The 20,565-nt window shown below is 31.4% G+C and carries 22 protein-coding genes; 13 read left to right on the top strand and 9 right to left on the bottom strand.

All coding sequences use genetic code 11. From position 1 onward, the window contains the following. Positions 1-23: 23 nt before the first annotated feature. Genes BKH44_RS03695 through BKH44_RS03705 form a run of 3 tightly spaced genes read left to right on the top strand, consistent with a single transcriptional unit; the run spans position 24 to position 2,635 of the window. Positions 24-1,004 (top strand): iron-sulfur cluster assembly scaffold protein, encoded by a 981-nt coding sequence (locus BKH44_RS03695; RefSeq protein ID WP_095270169.1) that lies wholly within the window; start codon positions 24-26, stop codon positions 1,002-1,004. Between the two features lie 24 nt (positions 1,005-1,028). After that, the gene (locus BKH44_RS03700; RefSeq protein WP_095270170.1) at positions 1,029-1,808 is read left to right on the top strand and encodes a type II restriction endonuclease; all 780 of its coding nucleotides are present in this window, start codon (positions 1,029-1,031) and stop codon (positions 1,806-1,808) included. Beyond that, complete coding sequence (locus BKH44_RS03705) at positions 1,808-2,635, top strand: Dam family site-specific DNA-(adenine-N6)-methyltransferase (protein WP_095270171.1); 828 nt, start codon at positions 1,808-1,810, stop codon at positions 2,633-2,635. The genes BKH44_RS03700 and BKH44_RS03705 overlap by 1 nt, the downstream gene beginning before the upstream one ends. A gap of 21 nt (positions 2,636-2,656) precedes the next feature. On the opposite strand, the gene pstS is transcribed toward BKH44_RS03705, so the two are convergent. Continuing rightward, positions 2,657-3,655 carry a phosphate ABC transporter substrate-binding protein PstS gene (gene pstS / locus BKH44_RS03710; protein ID WP_095270173.1) on the bottom strand — a complete coding sequence of 333 codons (999 nt, stop codon included), beginning with the start codon at positions 3,653-3,655 and terminating at the stop codon, positions 2,657-2,659. 107 nt (positions 3,656-3,762) lie between these two features. On the opposite strand from pstS, the gene BKH44_RS03715 reads away from it, so the two are divergent. Together BKH44_RS03715 and BKH44_RS03720 are read left to right on the top strand one after the other, a co-directional pair. After that, a complete protein-coding gene (locus BKH44_RS03715; RefSeq protein WP_095270175.1) occupies positions 3,763-4,431 on the top strand; it encodes a response regulator transcription factor in 669 nt (222 codons plus the stop codon). Further along, on the top strand, positions 4,424-5,773 hold the full coding sequence (locus tag BKH44_RS03720) for a HAMP domain-containing sensor histidine kinase (RefSeq protein ID WP_095270177.1): 1,350 nt from the start codon (positions 4,424-4,426) through the stop codon (positions 5,771-5,773). Before BKH44_RS03715 ends, BKH44_RS03720 begins: the two co-directional genes overlap by 8 nt. Here the strand turns inward: BKH44_RS03720 and pstB are convergent, their stop codons facing one another. The 3 genes from pstB to pstC are packed head-to-tail and all read right to left on the bottom strand — an operon-like array spanning position 5,774 to position 8,231. Then, positions 5,774-6,538 carry a phosphate ABC transporter ATP-binding protein PstB gene (pstB, locus tag BKH44_RS03725; RefSeq protein ID WP_095270179.1) on the bottom strand — a complete coding sequence of 255 codons (765 nt, stop codon included), beginning with the start codon at positions 6,536-6,538 and terminating at the stop codon, positions 5,774-5,776. It abuts the gene before it with no gap. Further along, entirely contained in the window at positions 6,535-7,377 is an 843-nt protein-coding gene (pstA, locus tag BKH44_RS03730; protein ID WP_095270181.1) for a phosphate ABC transporter permease PstA, read from the bottom strand. Before pstA ends, pstB begins: the two co-directional genes overlap by 4 nt. Beyond that, positions 7,374-8,231, bottom strand: a complete 858-nt coding sequence (gene pstC / locus BKH44_RS03735) for a phosphate ABC transporter permease subunit PstC (protein ID WP_095270185.1) — start codon at positions 8,229-8,231, stop codon at positions 7,374-7,376. The genes pstA and pstC overlap by 4 nt, the downstream gene beginning before the upstream one ends. Before the next feature lie 143 nt (positions 8,232-8,374). Here pstC and purM point away from each other — a divergent pair, with 143 nt between their 5' ends. From purM to rpsR, 8 genes are all read left to right on the top strand, one after another. After that, positions 8,375-9,370, top strand: coding sequence for a phosphoribosylformylglycinamidine cyclo-ligase (gene purM / locus BKH44_RS03740; RefSeq protein WP_095270186.1), 996 nt, complete (start codon positions 8,375-8,377; stop codon positions 9,368-9,370). A gap of 19 nt (positions 9,371-9,389) precedes the next feature. Further along, positions 9,390-10,067, top strand: coding sequence for an SH3 domain-containing protein (locus BKH44_RS03745; protein ID WP_095270188.1), 678 nt, complete (start codon positions 9,390-9,392; stop codon positions 10,065-10,067). Next, complete coding sequence (locus tag BKH44_RS03750) at positions 10,064-10,882, top strand: shikimate dehydrogenase (protein WP_095270190.1); 819 nt, start codon at positions 10,064-10,066, stop codon at positions 10,880-10,882. Before BKH44_RS03745 ends, BKH44_RS03750 begins: the two co-directional genes overlap by 4 nt. Continuing rightward, positions 10,882-12,843 (top strand): ribonuclease R family protein, encoded by a 1,962-nt coding sequence (locus tag BKH44_RS03755; protein ID WP_095270191.1) that lies wholly within the window; start codon positions 10,882-10,884, stop codon positions 12,841-12,843. Before BKH44_RS03750 ends, BKH44_RS03755 begins: the two co-directional genes overlap by 1 nt. Continuing rightward, positions 12,825-13,826 carry a DNA polymerase III subunit delta gene (gene holA / locus BKH44_RS03760; protein ID WP_095270193.1) on the top strand — a complete coding sequence of 334 codons (1,002 nt, stop codon included), beginning with the start codon at positions 12,825-12,827 and terminating at the stop codon, positions 13,824-13,826. The genes BKH44_RS03755 and holA overlap by 19 nt, the downstream gene beginning before the upstream one ends. Before the next feature lie 83 nt (positions 13,827-13,909). Beyond that, entirely contained in the window at positions 13,910-14,338 is a 429-nt protein-coding gene (gene rpsF / locus BKH44_RS03765) for a 30S ribosomal protein S6 (protein ID WP_095270195.1), read from the top strand. A 15-nt stretch (positions 14,339-14,353) separates the two neighbouring features. Continuing rightward, entirely contained in the window at positions 14,354-14,857 is a 504-nt protein-coding gene (locus tag BKH44_RS03770) for a single-stranded DNA-binding protein (protein ID WP_095270197.1), read from the top strand. An 8-nt stretch (positions 14,858-14,865) separates the two neighbouring features. Continuing rightward, positions 14,866-15,120, top strand: coding sequence for a 30S ribosomal protein S18 (rpsR, locus tag BKH44_RS03775; RefSeq protein ID WP_095270199.1), 255 nt, complete (start codon positions 14,866-14,868; stop codon positions 15,118-15,120). A gap of 64 nt (positions 15,121-15,184) precedes the next feature. Here rpsR and BKH44_RS03780 read toward each other — a convergent pair whose 3' ends face one another. The 5 genes from BKH44_RS03780 to glmU form a co-directional block, all read right to left on the bottom strand. Further along, a complete protein-coding gene (locus tag BKH44_RS03780; RefSeq protein ID WP_095270201.1) occupies positions 15,185-15,685 on the bottom strand; it encodes a chemotaxis protein CheW in 501 nt (166 codons plus the stop codon). Then, on the bottom strand, positions 15,678-17,984 hold the full coding sequence (locus BKH44_RS03785; protein WP_095270203.1) for a chemotaxis protein CheW: 2,307 nt from the start codon (positions 17,982-17,984) through the stop codon (positions 15,678-15,680). Before BKH44_RS03785 ends, BKH44_RS03780 begins: the two co-directional genes overlap by 8 nt. Positions 17,985-18,080: 96 nt before the next feature. Next, a complete protein-coding gene (locus tag BKH44_RS03790) occupies positions 18,081-18,830 on the bottom strand; it encodes a metallophosphoesterase (RefSeq protein ID WP_095270205.1) in 750 nt (249 codons plus the stop codon). Positions 18,831-18,849: 19 nt separating this feature from the next. Beyond that, positions 18,850-19,074: a sulfur carrier protein ThiS gene (thiS, locus tag BKH44_RS03795; protein WP_095270207.1), complete on the bottom strand. Its 225-nt coding sequence runs from the start codon at positions 19,072-19,074 to the stop codon at positions 18,850-18,852. Between the two features lie 70 nt (positions 19,075-19,144). Then, a complete protein-coding gene (glmU, locus tag BKH44_RS03800; RefSeq protein ID WP_095270208.1) occupies positions 19,145-20,476 on the bottom strand; it encodes a bifunctional UDP-N-acetylglucosamine diphosphorylase/glucosamine-1-phosphate N-acetyltransferase GlmU in 1,332 nt (443 codons plus the stop codon). Positions 20,477-20,565: the final 89 nt, after the last annotated feature.

Below are 20,565 nucleotides of genomic sequence, written 5' to 3' on the forward strand. Positions count from 1 at the left end.
TATAGCTATATAAAGGAAGAAAAATGGCAAAAAATGATTTAATTGGTGGTGCATTATGGGATGCTTACTCAAATAAGGTCAGTCAAAGGATGGATAATCCTACACATTTAGGCGTTCTTACAGAAGAAAATGCGAAAACAAAAAATGCTCAATTGATTGTTGCTGATTATGGAGCTGAAGCTTGCGGTGATGCAGTGAGATTGTATTGGTTAGTAGATGAAAATGATGTGATTATTGATGCAAAATTTAAGAGTTTTGGTTGTGGGACTGCGATTGCCAGTTCGGATATGATGGTTGAGCTTTGTCTGGGTAAAACAGTCCAAGAAGCTGTTAAGATTACTAACCTTGATGTTGAACATGCTCTCCGAGACAATCCTGACACTCCTGCAGTGCCTGGACAAAAAATGCATTGTTCGGTAATGGCTTATGATGTTATCAAGAAAGCAGCAGGAATTTATCTTGGTAAAGATGCTCAAGATTTTGAGAATGAAATCATTGTGTGTGAATGTGCAAGAGTTAGTTTGAGCACTATTAGAGAGGTGATTAAACTCAATGATCTTAAAACTGTTGAAGAAATTACCAATTATACCAAAGCAGGTGCCTTTTGTAAAAGTTGTATTAAACAGGGAGGACATGAAGAGAGAAAATATTATCTTGTTGATATCCTCACGGAGGTAAGGTCTGAAATGGATACACAAAAACTTAAAGAAAATCTCCAAAAATCTGCTGATGGTGAGCTTGCTTTCAAGGATATGACTATGGTTCAAAAAGTCAAAGCTGTGGATAAAACCATTGATGATACCATCAGACCTATGCTTATGATGGATGGAGGGAATATGGAAATCATTGATATTAAAGATACTAGTGATGGACATATTGATGTATATATTCGTTATATGGGTGCATGTAATGGTTGTGCGAGTGCATCAACAGGTACACTTTTTGCCATAGAAAATGTTTTGCAGGAAAATCTGGATAAAAATATTCGTGTATTGCCTATATGATATTTATCTTCTTGAAGGTTTTTAGTGGATAAAGAATGTTTTATTAATGAGTTTTTAGATTTTACAAAAAGCCTTAAAAGCTATGTTTCTGATCAATGTGATAACTGGTCTATCAAAGGATTTATTGATATACATAAAAATATCTTTACTATTTCAAATGATACTAAAATTGTATCAAAAATCCTTGAAATACATATTTTTCCTGTTATTGAAAAATTTGCCAATAGTATTGATTTTGATGTAGTTTTGGCTGATTGTCAGAATTATTATCCTGATATATCATTTGTATATAGGAAAAATCCAAAAATTAAATATGCTATTGATATTAAAACGACTTATCGAAAAACAAGCGATCTTTGCAATGGTTTTACATTGGGTTCGCATGGCGAATATTTTAGGAATAGAACTTCTAAGAAAAATATACAATATCCTTATGGAGAATATAATGGGCATTTTTGTTTGGGTATTATCTATACAAGGAACAATGAGGTTAATGAGATGAGTTTTTCCAGTATAGATAATCTGGATAAAATCACATCAGTTATTAAAGATATTGATTGTTTTTTTGTCGAAAAGTGGAAGATTGCCAATGATATTAGTGGGAGTGGGAATACTGCGAATATTGGTAGTATCACAAAAATAAATGATATTATGAATGGAAGAGGTATTTTTGTAAAATATGGTGAAGAAATTTTTGATGATTATTGGATAAATTATGGAAAAATTACTATTACAGATAAAAATGGGAAAATTAAGAAAATAACTAAACTCAAAGAATTCCTTGAATATAGAGGGATAAAGTAGTGTCAATACTTGTCCCTCCAATCAAATGCCAAGGGATAAAAACAAAATTAGTTGATTGGATAAAATTTAAAATCACAAATATAAATGGTATTTGGTATGAACCATTTATGGGTTCTGGGGTCGTGGGTTTTAATATTCAGCCTAAAAATGCTGTTTTTTCTGACACTAACCCTCATTTGATTGGATTTTATAATGATATTAAAAATCAAATTGTAAGTCCTGAAGCTATAAAAGAATATTTAGAAATAGAAGGTAAAAAATTATTTATAGAAGGGGATAGTTATTATAAAGAAGTCAGGGCAAGATTTAATATCTCTCCGAATTCTTTTGATTTTATTTTTTTAAACAGGTGTTGTTTTAATGGTATGATGAGATTCAATAGCAAGGGTGGATTCAATGTTCCATTTTGTAGAAAGCCTAACAGATTTACAAAATCTTATATTACTAAAATTACCAATCAGGTAAAGAATATATCAAATATCATAAAATCAAATAATTATTCATTTTTTTGTGATTCTTTTGAAGATATAATCCCTTCAGCAAAAAAGAATGATTTTATTTATTGTGACCCTCCTTATATTGATAGGTATTCGGATTATTTTAATTCTTGGAGTGAAAAAGATGAATTAAAGTTATTTGAATTATTGAAAAACACACCATCAAGATTTATCCTTTCAACTTGGAATCATAATCAATATAGAAAAAATATTTATATTGAAGAATATTGGGATTTATTCAATATTGATACTAAAGAGCATTTTTATCATCTTGGTGCAAAAGAAAAAAATAGAAACATAATGATTGAGTCATTAATTTATAATTTTTGATAAATCCAAAACTAAATATATTTAATTTTGGATACTAATGCCATTTGATTTCCAATAATCTTTGATGATATTTTTTACTTTTTGAGGCAGTGGTATGAAACCCATTTTGATGGCTTCTTCATCTCCATTCAAGAATGCAAAATTGAAAAATCTGATTACATTAGGGGTATTTTTTCCTTCTTTGGGGACAAGGATAAATGTCGCACTGACAATTGGATAAGTATCTCTACCTTTTTGATTTATAAGTTCTGTATAGAAATCTTTGTTTTTATCCCAAATGGCATTTTTGCTTGCATTTTCAATGCTTTTCAAATCGGCTTTGACCCAATTTTTTTGAGTGTTTTGTATTTGTGCTGCATTCAGATTCATATATTGTTTGTAGGATAATTCGACATAACCTAAGGAATTTTTGGTTTGTTTGATGAGGTAACTAAGTCCTTCATTCCCTTTTGCTCCAATCCCTATAGGCCAGCTGATTGCTTTACCAAAACCAATTTCTTGTGCCCATTTTTTTGATATTTTTGATAAAAAGAGTGTGAAATTATAAGTTGTTCCACTCCCATCACTGCGATGGATAACTTCAATTTTGCTAGAAGGGAGTTTGAGATTGGGATTGTCTTTGATTATTCTAGGATCATTCCATTGGGTGATTTTACCTAAAAAAATGTCACTGATGGTTTCATTGCTCAATTTGAGTTGATTGTCCTCTATCCCTTCTATATTGTATACAAGCACGATTGCACCACTGAGAGTAGGGAATTGTAATAAATTATTTTTAGCTAATTCATTAGATTTCAAAGGCTCATCACTCGCACCAAAATCAATTGTTTTGGCTTTGATTTGTTTGATACCTCCTCCAGAACCGATTGATTGATAGTTGATTTTAATCCCACTTGTTTTTTCATATGATTTCAACCAAGACATATAAGCATGAGCTGGGAATGAAGCTCCTGCACCATTGATAATGGGATTAGCATTCAGATAGAAAGCAGAAAGCAACAAAAATATAAGTGATTTCATTTTGATCTCCTTTTTGATTTTTGGAAGAGCATCACTATAAGATATAATCATTACAAATTAATAACAAGAATTTATAAGCAAATTGGTTATATGATTGGAGTATGAAAATGAAAGATTTGATTGTTGTGCTTGAAGATGAAGAAGATTTATTAGAACTTTTAGAGTATCGTTTAGGGTTGGAGGGGTTTGAGGTGATTGGTTGTTTGAAAACTTTGAGTGCAAAAAAAATCCTTTTGGAAGAAAATGTTTCTTTGATGATTGTGGATAGGAATTTAGGCAATGAAGAAGGATCAGAATTTGTAAAGGAGATTCGCAAAGAAGGGTATAGATTGCCTGTTATATTTCTTTCTGCAAAAGATTCTCAAGAAGATAAGCTCATTGGCTTTGAACGTGGTGGTGATGATTATATTACTAAGCCATTTGATTTTAATGAATTGCTCGCAAGGATAAAAGCTGTCATTAAAAGGTATCGTGGTTTGAATGATGAGGAAGTGCATAAATATAAAAATCTCATATTGCATTCAAAAGCACATTTTTTAGAAATCCATCAAAACCGCATTGAAATAACACCTTTAGAAACAAAAATACTTTTGGTTTTTTTGAAAAATGTAGGCTTGGTACTTGATAGAACATATCTTTTGGAGGAGATTTGGGGAAGCGAAGGAGAGTTAAAGAGTGTTAATGTAGCCATCAAACGTCTTAGGAATAAAATGGATTTTAAAGATGAAGAACAATATATAAAAACAGTTCGTGGTGAAGGGTATATGTTTGTTTAAAATACATCAACTTTTTTCTTTTAGCATTTTGGGTTTATTATTTAGCATTGTATTGTTTTTGGGTATTTTTTCTTATGTCAATCAGGTATATCAAGATAAAAAAATCGCACAAGAAAGATTGCATACTTTTTTTGAAATTGTAGATATTTCGATTTTAGAAGGAAGTTTTGATTCAAAATTTTTAAAAGATTTACAAAGACGTTCTAATATTGGAGTATTGATTGTTGACAAAACAAACCAAAAGATTTATTTTAGTGATGAAATTTTTCTAAATACAAAGCTAACATTTTTAACCCAACCTATTTATAAGAAGATAAAGATAAATAATCAGGTTTATTTTATACTTTCTAAAAATTCACTCATTGATGGTAGATTTTATGACATTGGAATATTTTTACCTCAAGATAATACGAAACATTGGTTTTTTTGGGTAGAGTTTTTGGCATTATTTGGTGTATTTTTGATTTTAAGCTTTGGACTTGTTTTTCTTATCAAGAAAAATACTCAAAAAGAACTTGATAAGATTATCTATCATTTACAAAATTTAACAAAAAAAGATTTTAGTGATTTTGCATATAGACGTGTTTGGTTCAAAGAGTTTGAAGAGATTTTTCAGCTTATCCAAAAAATAGCAGAAATGCTTCAAAAACAACGTAAAAAAGCTAAAAAATATTCCAAAAAATTACGTTTAAAATACTTACAAAGCTCTTCAATTATTTCTTCGCTTTCTCACGAACTCAAAAATCCTTTGGCAATCATTTCAGGTTATTGCGAAGCAATATTACAGACAACAAACAAAGATGAGCTCAATACTGAGCAATCGTATAGATTTTTGAATAAAATCCATATTCAATCTCAAAGATTAAATAAACTTATCAATCGTTTGAATTTAGCTGTGAAGCTTGAAAATGAGTTGATGAAGCTTGAATTTTCTACTTTTGATTTGAAAATCCTTTTAGAAGAGATTCTGCCGACATTATCGAGACGTTATGCTGACAAAAAAATTATCCTCAATATAAAAAATACAGAAATATTTGCAGATAGGATTTTGATAGAAAATGTAGTGGTCAATTTGATTGAAAATGCTTTGAAATATTCTAAAACGAGTATTAAAATTGTATTGAAAGAAAATAAATTTAAGGTCATTGATGATGGAGGAGGTTTACAAGAAGATGAGATCAAGTTAATAACAAAAAAGTTTTATCGTTTAGAAAAAAATAAAAATAAAGATTCATTAGGACTTGGATTATTTATTGTAAAGTATATTTTAAAATTACATCATATACAATTATCAATTAAAAGTAAAATTAATAAGGGTTCAAGCTTTAGTTTTGAGTTTTGATCATCCAAATTTACCTTTGATGTATTCTTTAGTGAGTTTTTCTTCTGGTTGTGTGAAAATATTTTGTGTTTTACCTGTTTCAATCAATTTACCAAGATACATAAAAGCAGTGTAATCACTTATCCTAAGTGCTTGAGACATATTATGAGTTACAATCACTATACTGATTTTATTTTTGAGTTCTATGATGAGTTCTTCAATAGCTTGAGTAGAAATAGGATCAAGTGCACTGGTTGGTTCATCAAAAAGCAATACTTCAGGTTCTATAGCTATAGCTCTAGCAATGCATAGACGTTGTTGTTGACCACCTGAAAGTGAATTGGCATTGTCTTGTAATCTATTTTTGACTTCATTCCATAGATTTGCATTTTTTAGAGCTTTTTGTACTTTGGAATGCAGGATTGTTTTATCTTTAATTCCTTGAAGCTTGAGACCATAAGCGATATTTTCAAAAATAGACATTGGAAAAGGGGTTGGCTTTTGAAAGATCATCCCTATATGTGTTCGGAGTGTGATTAAATCTGTTTTTTTCTTGAGTATGTTTTTTTCTCTAAAAAATATTTCACCTTTATACCTGCAGCCTTCATATAGACAATGTATTCGATTGAGGCAACGTAAAAGAGTGCTTTTCCCACATCCACTTGGACCAATGAGTGCAAGTATTTTATTTTGGGGGACTTTGAGATTGATAGATTCAATACTTGGAGTTTTATTATTGGGATAATAAAAGCTTAGGTTTTTGATTTCAAGGGCAATTTTATTCATTTGATTCCTTTGTGTAGGATGATTTTAGTTGTGATATTGATAAAAAATATAAATAAAATCAATATAAAAGCTGCACTAAAACCAAGTTGTTGCCATTCTTTATAAGGAGAGGAAGCATATTGAAACATCGTGATTGTAAGACTTGGAAAAGGTTCATTGAGATTAAGCGTAAAAAATGCACTGTTGAGTGAAGTGAATAATAAAGGAGCTGTTTCGCCAGCAATCCTTGAAAAAGCAAGCAAAATCCCGGTAAATATACCTAATTTTGCCCCTCTATATAAAACAGAAGTTATCATTTTATATTTTGGAGCTCCTAGAGCCATTGCAGCTTCTCTGAGTGTATCAGGGATTAAAGAAAGTATATCATCAGTGGTTTTTAATACGATAGGTATCATCAAAATACAAAGAGCTGCAATGCCAGCCCATCCGCTAAAATGTCCTATAGGCACAACTATAACTGCGTAAATGAAAGTTCCAATGATGATTGAAGGTGCAGAAAGCATAATTTCATTCATATTGCGGATAAATTCAATTATTTTAGGATTTTTGGCATATTCTCTCAAATAAGTTCCTCCTAATATTCCTATGGGTGTTCCAATTAAAAGTGCAGCAACACTTAAAATCAATTGTCCAATAAGTGCATTTCGTAATCCTCCATTTTCCCAAGGAGAGGCGGTATCTTTTGTGAAAATTTGCCAATTTAGTGCATTGAAACCTTTGTAGATCAAAATCCCTAAAATAAAAATAAGGAGTATTAAAATAAATATGGCAAATAATGATGAAATGAATAAGACTAATTTGTTGTATCGTTTGCGTTGAATTAAGTTGGAGTTTTTCATTTTCTTTTTATCCTATTGAGTAGATAAAATTTTGCAGTGGCTATTATCAAAAAGCTCAAACAAAATAAAATCAATGCAAGGTAAAATAAACTTGAGTAATAGATATCGCTATCAGCTTCAGCAAATTCATTGGCTAAAGTTGCAGGGATATTGGTAGCAGGACTGATAAGGTTTGTTATCTTGTGAGCATTACCAATTACAAAAGTAACTGCCATTGTCTCACCCAATGCCCTACCCAATGCTAGGATAATCCCTCCAATTACCCCTATTTTGACATGCGGAAGGATAATGTCTTTGATGATTTCAAATTTAGTTGCTCCTAGTGCGTATGCGGACTCTTTTAAGATATTGGGTGTGGTTTGCATACACTCTTTAGTAATGATACTCATAAAGGGTAAAATCATCACGCTCAAAATAATGCTTGCACTTAAAATCCCCAATCCCACTCCTCCAAATAATTTTCCAATGATAGGTGTCAGATAAAAAAGCCCCCACATCCCATATACAATTGAAGGTATAGAAGCTAGTAGCTCAATACAAGAACTAATGATGGTTTTGAATTTTTTTGGACAAATTTCATTGATAAAAATAGCAATGCCTATTGAAATAGGGATTGCAAAAGTCATTGCTAAAGTAGTGCTTATGATACTGCCATAGATTGCACTAGCAGCTCCAAATTGTTCTTTATTAGGAGACCAATGGGTAGAGATAAGGAAGGAAAATCCAAATGTTTTTATTGCCAAAAGAGCTTCAATAAAGAGGGTAATAAAAATACTTATCAACAATGCCAAACTAAGAAATGCAAAAATTTTAGAAATATAAAAAAAGATTTTTTCTTTGAATATATCTTTCATTCATTGCCTTTATTTTTGGATTATTAAAGAGGGATTTTAAATGTGTTTGATTACAAATAAATTACATTGTTGTATTTTGTGGGTATATTTTTTTTAAAACTATAATTTGATATAATCAAACCAGCTGGTAATATAGGGTAAAAATGAAAAAGATTACTTATAAAGATTCAGGTGTTGATATTGATGAGGGAAATTCTTTTGTAGAAGCCATAAAGCCATATGTCAAAAATACATTTGACAAAAATGTTATTGGAGGGATTGGTTCTTTTGCAGGGGCTTATCAAATGCCTAAAGGTTTCAAAGAGCCTGTTATATTGGCAACTACTGATGGTGTAGGCACAAAACTTAGGCTTGCTATTGATTCTGGCAGGTTGGGGAGTGTTGGGATTGATTTGGTGGCAATGTGTGTTAATGATTTGATTTGTAATAATGCTCTGCCGATGTTTTTTTTAGATTATTATGCAAGTGGAAAGTTAGACAAAAAGGATGCATTAGAGGTTTTAAAGGGCATTGCAAAGGGTTGTGAAATTGCAGGTTGTGCACTCATTGGTGGAGAAACTGCAGAAATGCCAGGAATGTATCATAATAAAGATTTTGATTTATGCGGGTTTGCTGTAGGGATTGCAGAGAAATCTGATTTGCAAAAAGAATCACAAGTTAGAGCCGGAGATATTCTTATTGCTTTACCAAGCAGTGGAATACATAGCAATGGTTACTCTTTAGTTAGGAAGATTTTATTTGATGAACTTAAAATGAATTTTGAAGATGATTTTTTTGGAAAGCCTTTGATTGAAACTTTATTGATCCCTACAAGGATATATACAGATGTTTATAAGAAGATAAAAGATAAGATTTATGCCTTAGCCCATATTACAGGGGGTGGTATAGTAGAAAATTTACCACGAGTTTTAGGGAAAAATCTTGGGGCTGAAATCAGTAAAAAGTTGATAAAAACTTTGCCAATTTTTGATATACTTAAACAAAATGTTCAAGAAAATGATATTTATCGGGTTTTCAATATGGGGATTGGAATGATTATCGTTGTTCCAAAACAAAATGTTTCTTATATACTTTCAAATACCGATGGATATGAGATTGGTCAAGTTATTGATCATTCAAATGAAATAAAATTAATATGATTGGAATTACTCAAAACTGATGGATTTAAAATCTTTCTTCAAACTTTATACAATGCCTATTCTTGCTTTAGTTGTTGGATTTGGTTTATATTATATGGTTTTTGTAGCTACCAATAAGGATATTTCTGTTTCTAATCCTATTTATCCAGTTCAAGGCACTAAAGAAGAATCTGATTTATCCAATACGCCTATGCTTAGTCTATCTAATGATGATTCTACTGAAGCCCAAACACAAGAGAATTCTGTTGAAATTCCTAATGTTATTTCAGAAAAATCCCTCCAATCAACCCCTTCTCTGACTAGCTCTGATAAAAATTTTTATGTTGTCATACCAAAAACACTTAATATTCGTGATAAACCTAATACTTCTTCTGCGATCAATGCTAGATTATCACAAAATCAGAAGATTGAGGTTGAGACTATTGAAGGAGATTGGGCAAAAGTTCAACAAGGTTGGGTACTCTTGAGTTTACTGAAGCCAGAAGAACCAGATATTTCAAATCCAGATGAAAGTAGATTTTATATTGTGATACCTCAAGTCATAAATATTCGTCTTGAACCTAATACTTCTTCAAAAATTATCAATCGACTTCCTGTTAATAGCATTATTGAAGTCCAGTATATTAAAAATGGTTGGGCAAAGCTTAAAAATGGTTGGGTTCTGGCTACATTGATTAAAAAACAGGATAATCATTGAATCTATCAAAAGATTTAGAATACAGACAGTTTTGTGTTTTTGGTAATCCGATCGCACACTCTAAATCTCCTTTGATTCATAATTTTACCTTTTCTTCTTTTATCAATGAGATTGGATTTTTAGGGCTATATGGAAGATATTTGTTAACAGAGGCTAAATCATTGCGTGATGCTTTTTTTGAGTTAAAACTTTTTGGAGCTAATGTTACTGTTCCATTCAAAGAAGAGGCTTATAACCAAAGTGATGAAATAAAAGGGATCGCTGCAGAGATTAATTCAGTCAATACATTATTGCTTGAAGATGGATGTTTAATAGGATACAATACTGACGCAGAGGGATTTTATCAAACTATTTTACCCTATGGTTTTAAAACAGCTCTTTTGATAGGTGCAGGGGGGAGCGCAAAAGCAATCGCTTATATTTTGCGTCAAAAAGGAATTGAGGTCAATATATTGAACCGATCAAAAGAAAGACTTAAGTCTTTTGAGGAAGCAGGCTTTATATGTTGGGGTACTCAAAATTTTGAACCAAAACCTTTTGATATTGTTATCAATGCCACTCCTGCAGGACTTAAAGACAGCACCTTGCCTTTAGATAAAGATTTGCTTTCTAAGACATTTTTACTTTCTAAAATGGCTTATGATTTGATTTATGGAATTTATACCCCTTTTTTGTGTTTGGCAAAATCAGTGGGGCTTGATGCTAAGGATGGTAGAGATATGTTGATTGAGCAGGCTGTATTAGCATTTGAGTTATTTTGTCGGTATAAAGTCAATAGGGATTTGATCAGAAAGAGAATGAAATCAATATATTAATGAGAGAATTTTATTTAAGACTTGCATATGGGATGAAAAGTATCCCTAGGAAATACAAACAAATAACAGATGATTTTAAAAGGAAAGGTTTTGTTAAAAAGATAGATGAGGTCTATTGTTTTTCTAAAGGATATTTAGTTGGGAGTATAGATATTTCTAGGGGAGGGAGAGTATTTTTATGCCCTTTTGGAAACGATAAAAAGGATTTTATCCTCAATGGATTGCCTAAGAATGTTTTTCAAAATGATATTGTGCTAGTCAGATTGATTAAAAACAGAGGTAAGGTAAAGGCAAAGTTTGTTAAATTATTGCACACACAGAATTCCAAGATTTTGTGTTACTTGAAGAAAATAAAAGGCGAGATTTTAGCTATTGAACTCAAAAATCCTAGAAAAAGGCCTATTCGATTGAATATTTCTAAAAAATCTCTTTTAGAATTGCCTAGATTTTGTGTGGTTAGTGTGGATTTGAGTAGCAAAACAATACAAGAGGTTATTGGTCCTTTAGAAGATGCTTTGATAGATGAAAAAATATCTCTTTTTGGTAGAGTGCAAGATTTTTCTTTTGAAGCTAAATTATTGGCTGATAGTTTTGGGCAGGAAGTTGATAGTAAAATGTACCCAAATCGTTTGGATTTAACTCATTTACCTTTTTTTACTATTGATCCTGATGATGCCAAAGATCATGACGATGCAATTTATTTTGATTCAACTGCTTCTGAATTGTATATAGCTATCGCAGATGTTAGCGAATATGTCAGTACAGAGTGTTGTTTGGATATAGAAGCTAGGCATAGAGGTTTTAGTGTATATCTACCTCATAAAAGTTATCCTATGTTGCCTCCAAATTTAAGTGAGAATATTTGTTCACTCAAAGAAGGAAAAACAAGACTTGCTTTTGTATGGCATTTGCGTTTACATAAGAGAAGCAACGAGGTTATTAGAGCTTCTTTGTTTGAAGCACTCATTTGCAATCATCAAAATATTAGTTATACTAAAGTAAATAGTCTTTTTGAAGGTAAAAAAATTTCTTTAGATAGCAGAGTAGAAAAGAGCATAAGAGATTTTTTACCTATTGCTCAGAGATTACGTTCTAAACGTTTAAAAAAAGGCTATGAGTTTTTTAATGATGAAATCAAGCTTAAACTCAATAATAAAGGAATGTTAGAAAAAATAAATGTTTTGGATGAGGGGAAATCACATATTATTGTCGAAGAAGCAATGTTGTTGGCTAATCAAGAGGCAGCAAAATTATTGGACACACATCTAGAAAAAGGTATTTATAGGATTCATCAAAAGCCTTCAGAAAGTCGTATGAATGAATTGTTGTTCGATTTAAAATCTATAGGTTTTATGATACAGAATACTAAAGATATACATCATTGTATAGAGTCTATCCAAAAACAAGCTAAAAAGAAAAATATGTTAAAGCAAATTGATAGAATGATAATCAAAGCTCAATCACAAGCATCTTATTCTCCAGATAATATTGGACATTTTGGATTAGGGTTTAAGGCATACAGTCATTTTACTTCTCCGATACGCAGATACAGTGATTTGATTTTGCATAGGATACTCAAAGAGATTGTTACAGATTCTAAGGATTCGGGAAGATTGGCTTATTTATTAAGGAATTTATCTTTTTATTGCTCACTTTTAAATGAGCAGGAGCGGGAAATATCTAAGATTGAGATTGATTTTAAAGATCGTAAATATGCCAGATGGGCTCAAGAGCATATTAAAACTAGACTACAAGCTGTAGTTATTGATGAAAATTATCCTCCTATTGCCAATGCATTGACTACAATAACAGGTGCAAGATTGTTTATGATGGATTTGGATGTGGAAGTAAACAAACTTGATGTTGTGGATGTAGAAATTATGGATGCAGAGGTTGCAACCGGAAGGATTTTTGTAAAAGCTTTGAAAAAAATGGATATCGAATGTATAGAAAAGAATTAGATTCTTTATTGCAAAAATTTACTCCAAAGGCAAGTTTACTTTATGGTGAATCAATATTTTTAATCAAATATTATTCTGACAAAATTGCCTCTAAAATTACAACTTCTTCAAACAAAACTACATTTTATTATAGTGATTATGACTTTGATTCAGTAATGAATTTATTGGGACAGAGTTCTTTGTTTGGGGATAAAAATCTTGTAGTTTTGAAATTGGACAAGAAATTATCAAAAAAAGAAACTGATTCAATGTTTCAAGCTATAGCTTTGAATACTCAAAATTCACTTATCATTGAATTTTACCAGTCAGAGTCTAAATCAAATGCAGAATATGCTCAAGATTTTAGAAATTTTGCTGCAGGTTTTAAAAATGCTCAATTAGGTAAAGATGTGATTGAAGTACGTTTTTTTAATCCAAGTTTTTATGAATGTATCGCTTTGCTCAAAGAAAGGTCGAATAATTTAAATATTAACATTGATGAACGTTTATTGGGGACTATTTTGACTATCCAGAATAATGATTTAGGGATTGCATATAATGAATTAGAAAAATTTACTCTTTTGGATTCTTCACCTACTATAGAAGATGTTCAAAGACTATGTTATGGACTTGGAAGTGTGAGTATTGAAGAGCTTTATGATGCAATTTTTGATAAAAAAAATATCTTTGAGATTTTAGAGAGGTTGCAGGAAGAAGGCTTGGATGAATTGCAAATTTTAAGGGAAATGGAGAGATATTTTTATCAACTTTTTTTATTTTTTGCTTACATTAAAAGTTATGGCACTCCTAATGCTAAAGATATTTTAGGATTTTCACCCCCACCACTGATAGTTCAAAAGATTGCTGGACGATCTATAAGGATAAAAGAAGAAGGTTATAGATATATTTTTGAGGTTTTTAGGAAGTGGAGGAATGCTAATATGAGGGGTGAAAAAAATATGGTTTTGAATGCTTTAATAAAATTGCAAGCATATATCAGATAAAATAGTTTCTTTTTAGAAATGTTGAAAAACCTTGCTCTTTTTAAGAAATAAAATAAAAGGGCCAAAACCATAAGGAGAATTTGATGAGATATTATGAGACAATGTTTATTGTCAAACCTACTTTAGTCGAAGAGGAGATAAAATCTAAAATCGACTTTTACAAAGAAGCTATCATTAAAAATGGTGGTGAGATTGAGACCTGTTTAGATATGGGTATGAGGAATCTTGCTTATGAAATTGATAAAAATAAACGAGGTTATTATTTTGTTATCTATTTTGCAGCAGAACCAAAAATTGTTCTTGAACTTGAACGTCTTTATCGTATCAATGAAGATATATTACGTTTTATTGTCATCAAATATGAGAGCAAAAAAGAACAAAAAGCTTGGAAAACATTAGTAGACAGAGCTAATAAAAAGCCTGAACCTAAGCCTTTGAAAGAAAAACCAAAACCTCAGGCATCAGAACCTCAACAAGAATTGCAAAATAGTGTTGAAACACAGGTAGAATAACTCAAAAGGAACTAGATGTATAATAAAGTGATTATGGTAGGCAATTTAACTCGTGATGTGGAACTTCGGTATCTTCCGAGTGGCTCTGCACTCGCAACATTAGGACTTGCCAGTAATCGTAGGTATAAAAAACAAGATGGGAGTCAGGCTGAAGAAGTTTGTTTTGTAGATGTAAAGCTTTTTGGAAGGGCGGCAGAGGTTGCTAACCAATATTTAAGGAAAGGTTCTAAAGTTTTGATAGAAGGTAGACTTACTCTTGAAACTTGGACAGATCAGACAGGTAGTAAAAAAAGCAAGCATACTATAACAGCCGAAGGTATGCAAATGTTAGATAGCAAAGGTTCTTCTGCTCAAGATGAAAGCTATGCAGGTCAGCATGAGTCAGGTTATACGCAACAACCTTCAGCAGTCCATAATCCTTATACATCTAAAGAAAGTCCACAAGGTGGGATGAACACTCAAAAATATGAGCAAAATATCCCTGAAATTAACATTGATGAAGATGAAATACCCTTTTAGGAGAAAAAATGGAACGCAAAAAGTATTCAAAAAGATATTGTAAATATACTGAAGCAAAAATTGAGTTTATTGATTATAAAGATATTGAAATGCTTAAACATTCTTTATCAGAAAGATATAAAATTATGCCAAGACGTTTAACTGGCAATACAAAAAAATGGCAAGAACGTGTTGAGGTGGCTATCAAAAGAGCAAGACAGATGGCTTTAATTCCTTATATTGTTGATAGAAAAAAGGTAGTTGAAAATCCATTTAAGATTTAAGTATTATTTTCTAGGTATTTTTTATAAAATACCTAGAAATATTGAATGCTTGAAATTTGAAAAATTAGAAATCTTTTTTTAACAAAGTTTCTATTTTGAGGATAGTAACTAATCTATCTTCTCTTTTTCCTACACCATACATTAAATTTTCTTGTTCGGCAAGTGTCTCAGGAATTGGGTCAATATCTGAGTGTTTGATACGAATTGCTTCAGTGAGTTTGTCTATCACAAATCCTGCTATATGATCATTATGCCTTACGACTAAATAACGAGTGTCTTTATCTTGTTTGATTGCTGGGATACCAAATTTTAGCCTCAAGTTAATCAGAGGAAAAACATTTCCCCTTAGATTAAATACACCCAAAACATAGTTTGGAGTACCCGGAACACGAGTAAATTCTATTGGTTTTACGATTTCTATTACATTTAAAATTGGAACAGCGAATTCTTCATTGCCTACAACAAACCCAATAACTTGTAAAATATCTTCAATTTCTTCTTGTTTGTTTATTTGCCTATTTTCTCTTTGTTTTTCAAAGATATCTTTCAAAGTTTCATTATTCATGGCTGGCTCCATTGGTATTGAGTTTTATATTGCGTTTGACTACATTGGTAAGGTATTCTGGAGTATAGGGCTTAGTAATATATTCAGTCATACCAGATTCTACACCTCGCATTCGATCTGTTTTTCTTGTCCTGCTTGTGACAGCTATGAGAGGCATATTTTTAAATTTATTGTATTTCCTTACTTCCATTGCGAAAGAATATCCATCCATTCCGGGCATTTCTATATCTACAAGCACTGCATCTAAGATTTCATCACCATTTTTTACAATCTCTAAGCCTTCTAATCCATTTTTAGCCTCTAAAATTGTTACTCCTAAAGGTTTGAGGCATTTTTTCATGATATTTCTATCTGTATTGCTATCATCTATGATGAGGACGGTGTAATCACTTGGTGTATTTTTAGTTTTTAGTGGTGGGGCTTCATTGATAAGATTGTTGATACTGATTTTGATATTTTTTGCCATATCCATCATTGCAGCGACGTCAACAATGAGTGTTATTTTGCCATCTCCTCTTACTGTTGCTCCTGCAATCCCTGCAGTATTTTTTAGATAGTAGCCTAAGGATTTGATTACAATTTCTTCTTGTCCAATCAAATAATCAACAATCACTCCAATTTTTTGATCAGCCAAACCAATAATCACAACATACACTTCATTAGTTTTTTCTAAAATAGCATCTACTTTGAAAATATCAGCAAGGCGAACTAATGATAATACTTCGTCTCTGAGTCTTAAAACACTTTTCCCATCCACTGTGTATATTTCATCTTGCGTAACTCGCACAGTTTCTAATACTGAGGAGAGCGGGATGGCATAATATTCTTCTTGTATCCCAACCAATAGTGCTTGGATAATGGCAAGAGTGAGGGGTATTTTTAGTTTCTGTGTTGTCCCTGCACCTTTTTCCGATTCTATTTCAATGATGCCATTGAGTTTTTCGATGTTTGTTTTGACAACATCCATACCCACACCTCTTCCAGAGACATTTGAAATATTTTTTGCAGTTGAAAAACCTGGTTTGAAAATGATCCCAAAGGCTTCTTTATCACTCATATTGTCGGCTTCTCTTTCAGTGATGATATTTTTTTCAATCGCTTTTTGCTTCAGCATATCAGCATCAAGTCCTTTGCCATCATCTGCGATTTCAATAACAATGTGATTTCCCTCATTGTAGGCTTTGAGTTCTACTTTTCCAGTTTCATTTTTGCCTGCTGATATTCTTTCTTGAGGTATTTCTATGCCATGATCACAAGAATTTCTGATAATATGGATGAGTGGATCACCAATCTCTTCTACAATTGATTTATCCAATTCGGTTTCTTCGCCAGTAATGATAAGTTCAATATTTTTACCAAGTTCTCTAGAAAGATCTCTTACCATTCTTGGAAATTTATTGAATACTTTACCTACAGGTTGCATTCTTGTTTTCATTACTGCTAATTGTAAATCTGTAGTGACAGTAGAAATTGAAGAAACAACTTGATTGAGTTCTTCAAGGAACTTTTCTCCATCGTATCTTTCTTCAACATCACTATAGATCCTAATGAGTCTATTTTTCCCTAATACAAGCTCTCCAATAAGGTTCATTAAGTGATCAAGTCTACGTACATCAACCCTGACAGTTTGTTCTACGCCAGTTGAAGGAATTTTATTTTCTTCAGGCTTTGTTTTTAATTGTTTGATTTTTTCTTCTTCGGGTTTTGTTTTGATTGTTTTGTTAGTTTGAGTTTCTTCTTTTTTCTTTTTAGAACGTTTTTGTTTATCAGCATTTTGTCGCTTTAAAAGCAATCGTTGGATTTCTGATTCGATCTCTTCAGGACTCATATTGGTATAGTCAAGATCGGGTTCATCTGCTAGTGGATTTTGCTCATTAGGCTTTTCTGGAGATAATTTGGTGTCTATTTTTTCATCTGAGATAGCTTGGAGTTTTTTGACTGTATGAGAAATATCAATACCGCTGTTAGAATCTGTTCCATTGTCCCTGATTTTTATTAGGAGTGCTTTCATTAAATCAATAGATTCTAAGACAATATCCATAATATCAGGTGTAAGTTTGAGTTCTTCTTTTCTTGCTTTATTCAGTACATCTTCCATATTATGGGTTAGGTGAGTTAGTGTATCAAAATTTAAAAAAGAGCTAGAGCCTTTGATAGTATGGGCGACTCTAAAAATACGATTTAGCAGTTCTAAATCTTGAGGATTGTTTTCAAGTTCTACGAGATCTTGATCAAGTTGTTCGATCATTTCAAATGCTTCAATCAAAAAATCTTCCATTATTTCTTGCATTTCATCCATATTTAGTATCCCTTTTTTTAGCATTTTTTAAGATTTTTGTATTTTACAATTTATTCATAAAAAATTCTACTTTAATCTTATTTTAGTCAAAAAATTTTAGATTTTTTCATCAAAACTTCCTATTTTTCCTTCATCTTTTTGAGGATCAAAAATAAATCCAATTTGTTCACAATAAAAAGAAGGCAAGCAGATGTAATTTTGCTCGATCTTTCCTATATGAAAATGTCCTTCTATGATACCATTTATGTGCTTTATATCGTATTTTTTTGCAAAATTAGAATATTTTTTTTGCCTTTGTTTAAGGAAAATTACAAAATCTTCATCATTGATTTGAAATTTTTTGATAGTTTTTTTATTGATTTTATTGGCTATATTTTTATAGATGACTCCAAAACTTAATAAATCCAAAAGTTTTAAAATGCTTAATACAAAAGGATTACCAAGTGTACGGATATAAATATCATAGTTTTTAGTCAAAAAAATATCCCCATGTGCAAGTAAAATTTTTTTATTTTGGTATTGGAAAAAGGCAGGTTGTAGGCTTCGAGGATATATTTTGACTTTATTTAAAAGATGGGCATCAATACCAAAATCGTGATTACCCTCAAAATAAAATACTTCTGTTTTTAAAGATAAGTCATTAATAAGAGAGATAATATCAGCATTATTTTTTATAGAAGTTGGTATATGTCCTATAAAGAGATGAAAAATATCCCCCATAAAAAATACTTGCGGGGGTGGATGGGCGATGAGCTTTTTTATCATCGTCTTTAATTTGTTATCAGGAGGTATGTGGTGTGCATCAGCAATAAAAAAGGCACCATTTTTGATTGTTGGTATTTGCATTTGTTTTAATATTCAACCTTTAATATATTTTAACACTTTGCCCCCCGCCCATAAATTGTAAAAATTCTATTTTGTCTCCATTTTTTGGAAATGTATTAGACCAATCATTTTTTTTTACAACTAATGAGTTGAGTGCAACAGCTACTACTTTAGATTCTATTTTTAGATGATCTAAAATTCTTTGAATATTAAGATTATCTGAATCTGAAAAGGTTTTTATTTCACCATTGATAATGAGTTCCATTTTTTCTCCGTTTTTAGGTTATTTTCACATTAAAACATAAATATAAAATTATTTTTTGTGATTGAAGATTTTATTTTGATTGATTTGGCTTGAAAAATCGATAAAATCCTCCGGTTTTATTTTCTTGTTTTGTCCTTGAGATGACTAAATCACCTTCTTTAGCATTTTTTGTAACAGTTGTTCCACTTCCTATGAGGACATTGGATTGAATCTGAATTGGAGCTATGAGTTGGGAATCGCTACCTATAAAGACATTTTTACCGATAATTGTCCTGTGTTTTGTTTTGCCATCATAGTTGCAGGTAATGACCCCTGCACCGACATTACTCCCCTTATCAATAGCACAATCACCTAAATAGCTTAAGTGTCCTGCTTTCACTCCTCTAAGTTCAGAAGCCTTAAGCTCGACGAAGTTTCCAATATGCGTGTCATCAATATAGCAATTTGTTCTAACATGTGCCATAGGACCTATTTTAGAATTTTTGATGGTGCTATTTTCAATTACGCTATGGGCTTTGATATGTGAATTGATTATTTTTGTTTCTCCATTGATAAATACTCCTTGCTCAATTTCACATTCTCCTTCAAATATAACATCAGATTCTAAGTAAACAGTATGAGGCAAATGGATAATAACTCCTTGTTGCATTGCTCTGGTTCGAAGACGATCTAACATTAAATCTTGTGCAATGGAAAGCTCAAGTTTTGAATTCACTCCTATAAAATTCTCTCTATCCACAAAAACAGGCGTAATTCCAATGCCATCATTTGCTGCTAATTGTATCAAATCAGTCAAATAATATTCTTTTTGTGCATTATGATTCTTGACTTTAGGTAGATAGGATTGTAATACTTTTTTTTCAAAAAGATACACACCAGCATTGACTGTTTTTATAGATTTTATATCTATGTTTGCATCTTTTTCTTCAATAATTTGCTTGACTTGATTATCTTTGATGATAACTCTGCCATAACCATTTGGATTAGAAATCTCAAAGATACCTATTGCAATAAGTGTTTTATGGACTATGAGTTGTTCAATTTGTTCTTTTGTAATCAATGGCATATCTCCATTGAGTATTAGTATTTGTTCATATTTTGTTGGGATGGGATTTTGAAGATCATCTTTTATCAGGGCTCCGCCAGTGCCTGGATATTTAGAATGGTTTTGGATATGAAAATGAATATGTTTGAGTTGGTTTTTGAATGTATTTTGCACATAATCTTGAATCCTTTTATGCTCAAAAAATAAGATAATATGGATATCATCACTGATTTTCAATGCTTCCTGTATTGAATAAAACAGCATTTCTTTCCCGCATATCTTATGCAAGACTTTTGGCAGGGTTGACTTCATTCTTGTTCCTGCACCAGCTGCTAGGATAACCACTGAAACAGACATTTGGTTTGCCTTCTTGAAATTGAAATTTATAAAATTTTAACACAAATAAGATTATACTAATATTTTTGTTTGAATAGCCCACATATTCC

It is taken from the genome of Helicobacter sp. 13S00477-4 (genome assembly GCF_002272785.1).
Classification (GTDB): Bacteria; Campylobacterota; Campylobacteria; order Campylobacterales; family Helicobacteraceae; genus Helicobacter_J.

What these genes read in the sequence shown, in the direction of transcription:
- BKH44_RS03695 (WP_095270169.1), top strand. Translation starts at nt 24, where the DNA reads ATGGCAAAAAATGATTTAATTGGTGGTGCATTATGGGATGCTTACTCA.
- BKH44_RS03790 (WP_095270205.1), bottom strand. Translation starts at nt 18,830, where the DNA reads ATGCAAATACCAACAATCAAAAATGGTGCCTTTTTTATTGCTGATGCA.
- holA (WP_095270193.1), top strand. Translation starts at nt 12,825, where the DNA reads ATGTATAGAAAAGAATTAGATTCTTTATTGCAAAAATTTACTCCAAAG.
- BKH44_RS03785 (WP_095270203.1), bottom strand. Translation starts at nt 17,984, where the DNA reads ATGGATGAAATGCAAGAAATAATGGAAGATTTTTTGATTGAAGCATTT.
- BKH44_RS03755 (WP_095270191.1), top strand. Translation starts at nt 10,882, where the DNA reads ATGAGAGAATTTTATTTAAGACTTGCATATGGGATGAAAAGTATCCCT.
- pstB (WP_095270179.1), bottom strand. Translation starts at nt 6,538, where the DNA reads ATGAATAAAATTGCCCTTGAAATCAAAAACCTAAGCTTTTATTATCCC.
- glmU (WP_095270208.1), bottom strand. Translation starts at nt 20,476, where the DNA reads ATGTCTGTTTCAGTGGTTATCCTAGCAGCTGGTGCAGGAACAAGAATG.
- thiS (WP_095270207.1), bottom strand. Translation starts at nt 19,074, where the DNA reads ATGGAACTCATTATCAATGGTGAAATAAAAACCTTTTCAGATTCAGAT.
- BKH44_RS03770 (WP_095270197.1), top strand. Translation starts at nt 14,354, where the DNA reads ATGTATAATAAAGTGATTATGGTAGGCAATTTAACTCGTGATGTGGAA.
- pstC (WP_095270185.1), bottom strand. Translation starts at nt 8,231, where the DNA reads ATGAAAGATATATTCAAAGAAAAAATCTTTTTTTATATTTCTAAAATT.
- pstA (WP_095270181.1), bottom strand. Translation starts at nt 7,377, where the DNA reads ATGAAAAACTCCAACTTAATTCAACGCAAACGATACAACAAATTAGTC.
- rpsF (WP_095270195.1), top strand. Translation starts at nt 13,910, where the DNA reads ATGAGATATTATGAGACAATGTTTATTGTCAAACCTACTTTAGTCGAA.
- rpsR (WP_095270199.1), top strand. Translation starts at nt 14,866, where the DNA reads ATGGAACGCAAAAAGTATTCAAAAAGATATTGTAAATATACTGAAGCA.
- pstS (WP_095270173.1), bottom strand. Translation starts at nt 3,655, where the DNA reads ATGAAATCACTTATATTTTTGTTGCTTTCTGCTTTCTATCTGAATGCT.
- BKH44_RS03745 (WP_095270188.1), top strand. Translation starts at nt 9,390, where the DNA reads ATGGATTTAAAATCTTTCTTCAAACTTTATACAATGCCTATTCTTGCT.
- BKH44_RS03715 (WP_095270175.1), top strand. Translation starts at nt 3,763, where the DNA reads ATGAAAGATTTGATTGTTGTGCTTGAAGATGAAGAAGATTTATTAGAA.
- BKH44_RS03780 (WP_095270201.1), bottom strand. Translation starts at nt 15,685, where the DNA reads ATGAATAATGAAACTTTGAAAGATATCTTTGAAAAACAAAGAGAAAAT.
- purM (WP_095270186.1), top strand. Translation starts at nt 8,375, where the DNA reads ATGAAAAAGATTACTTATAAAGATTCAGGTGTTGATATTGATGAGGGA.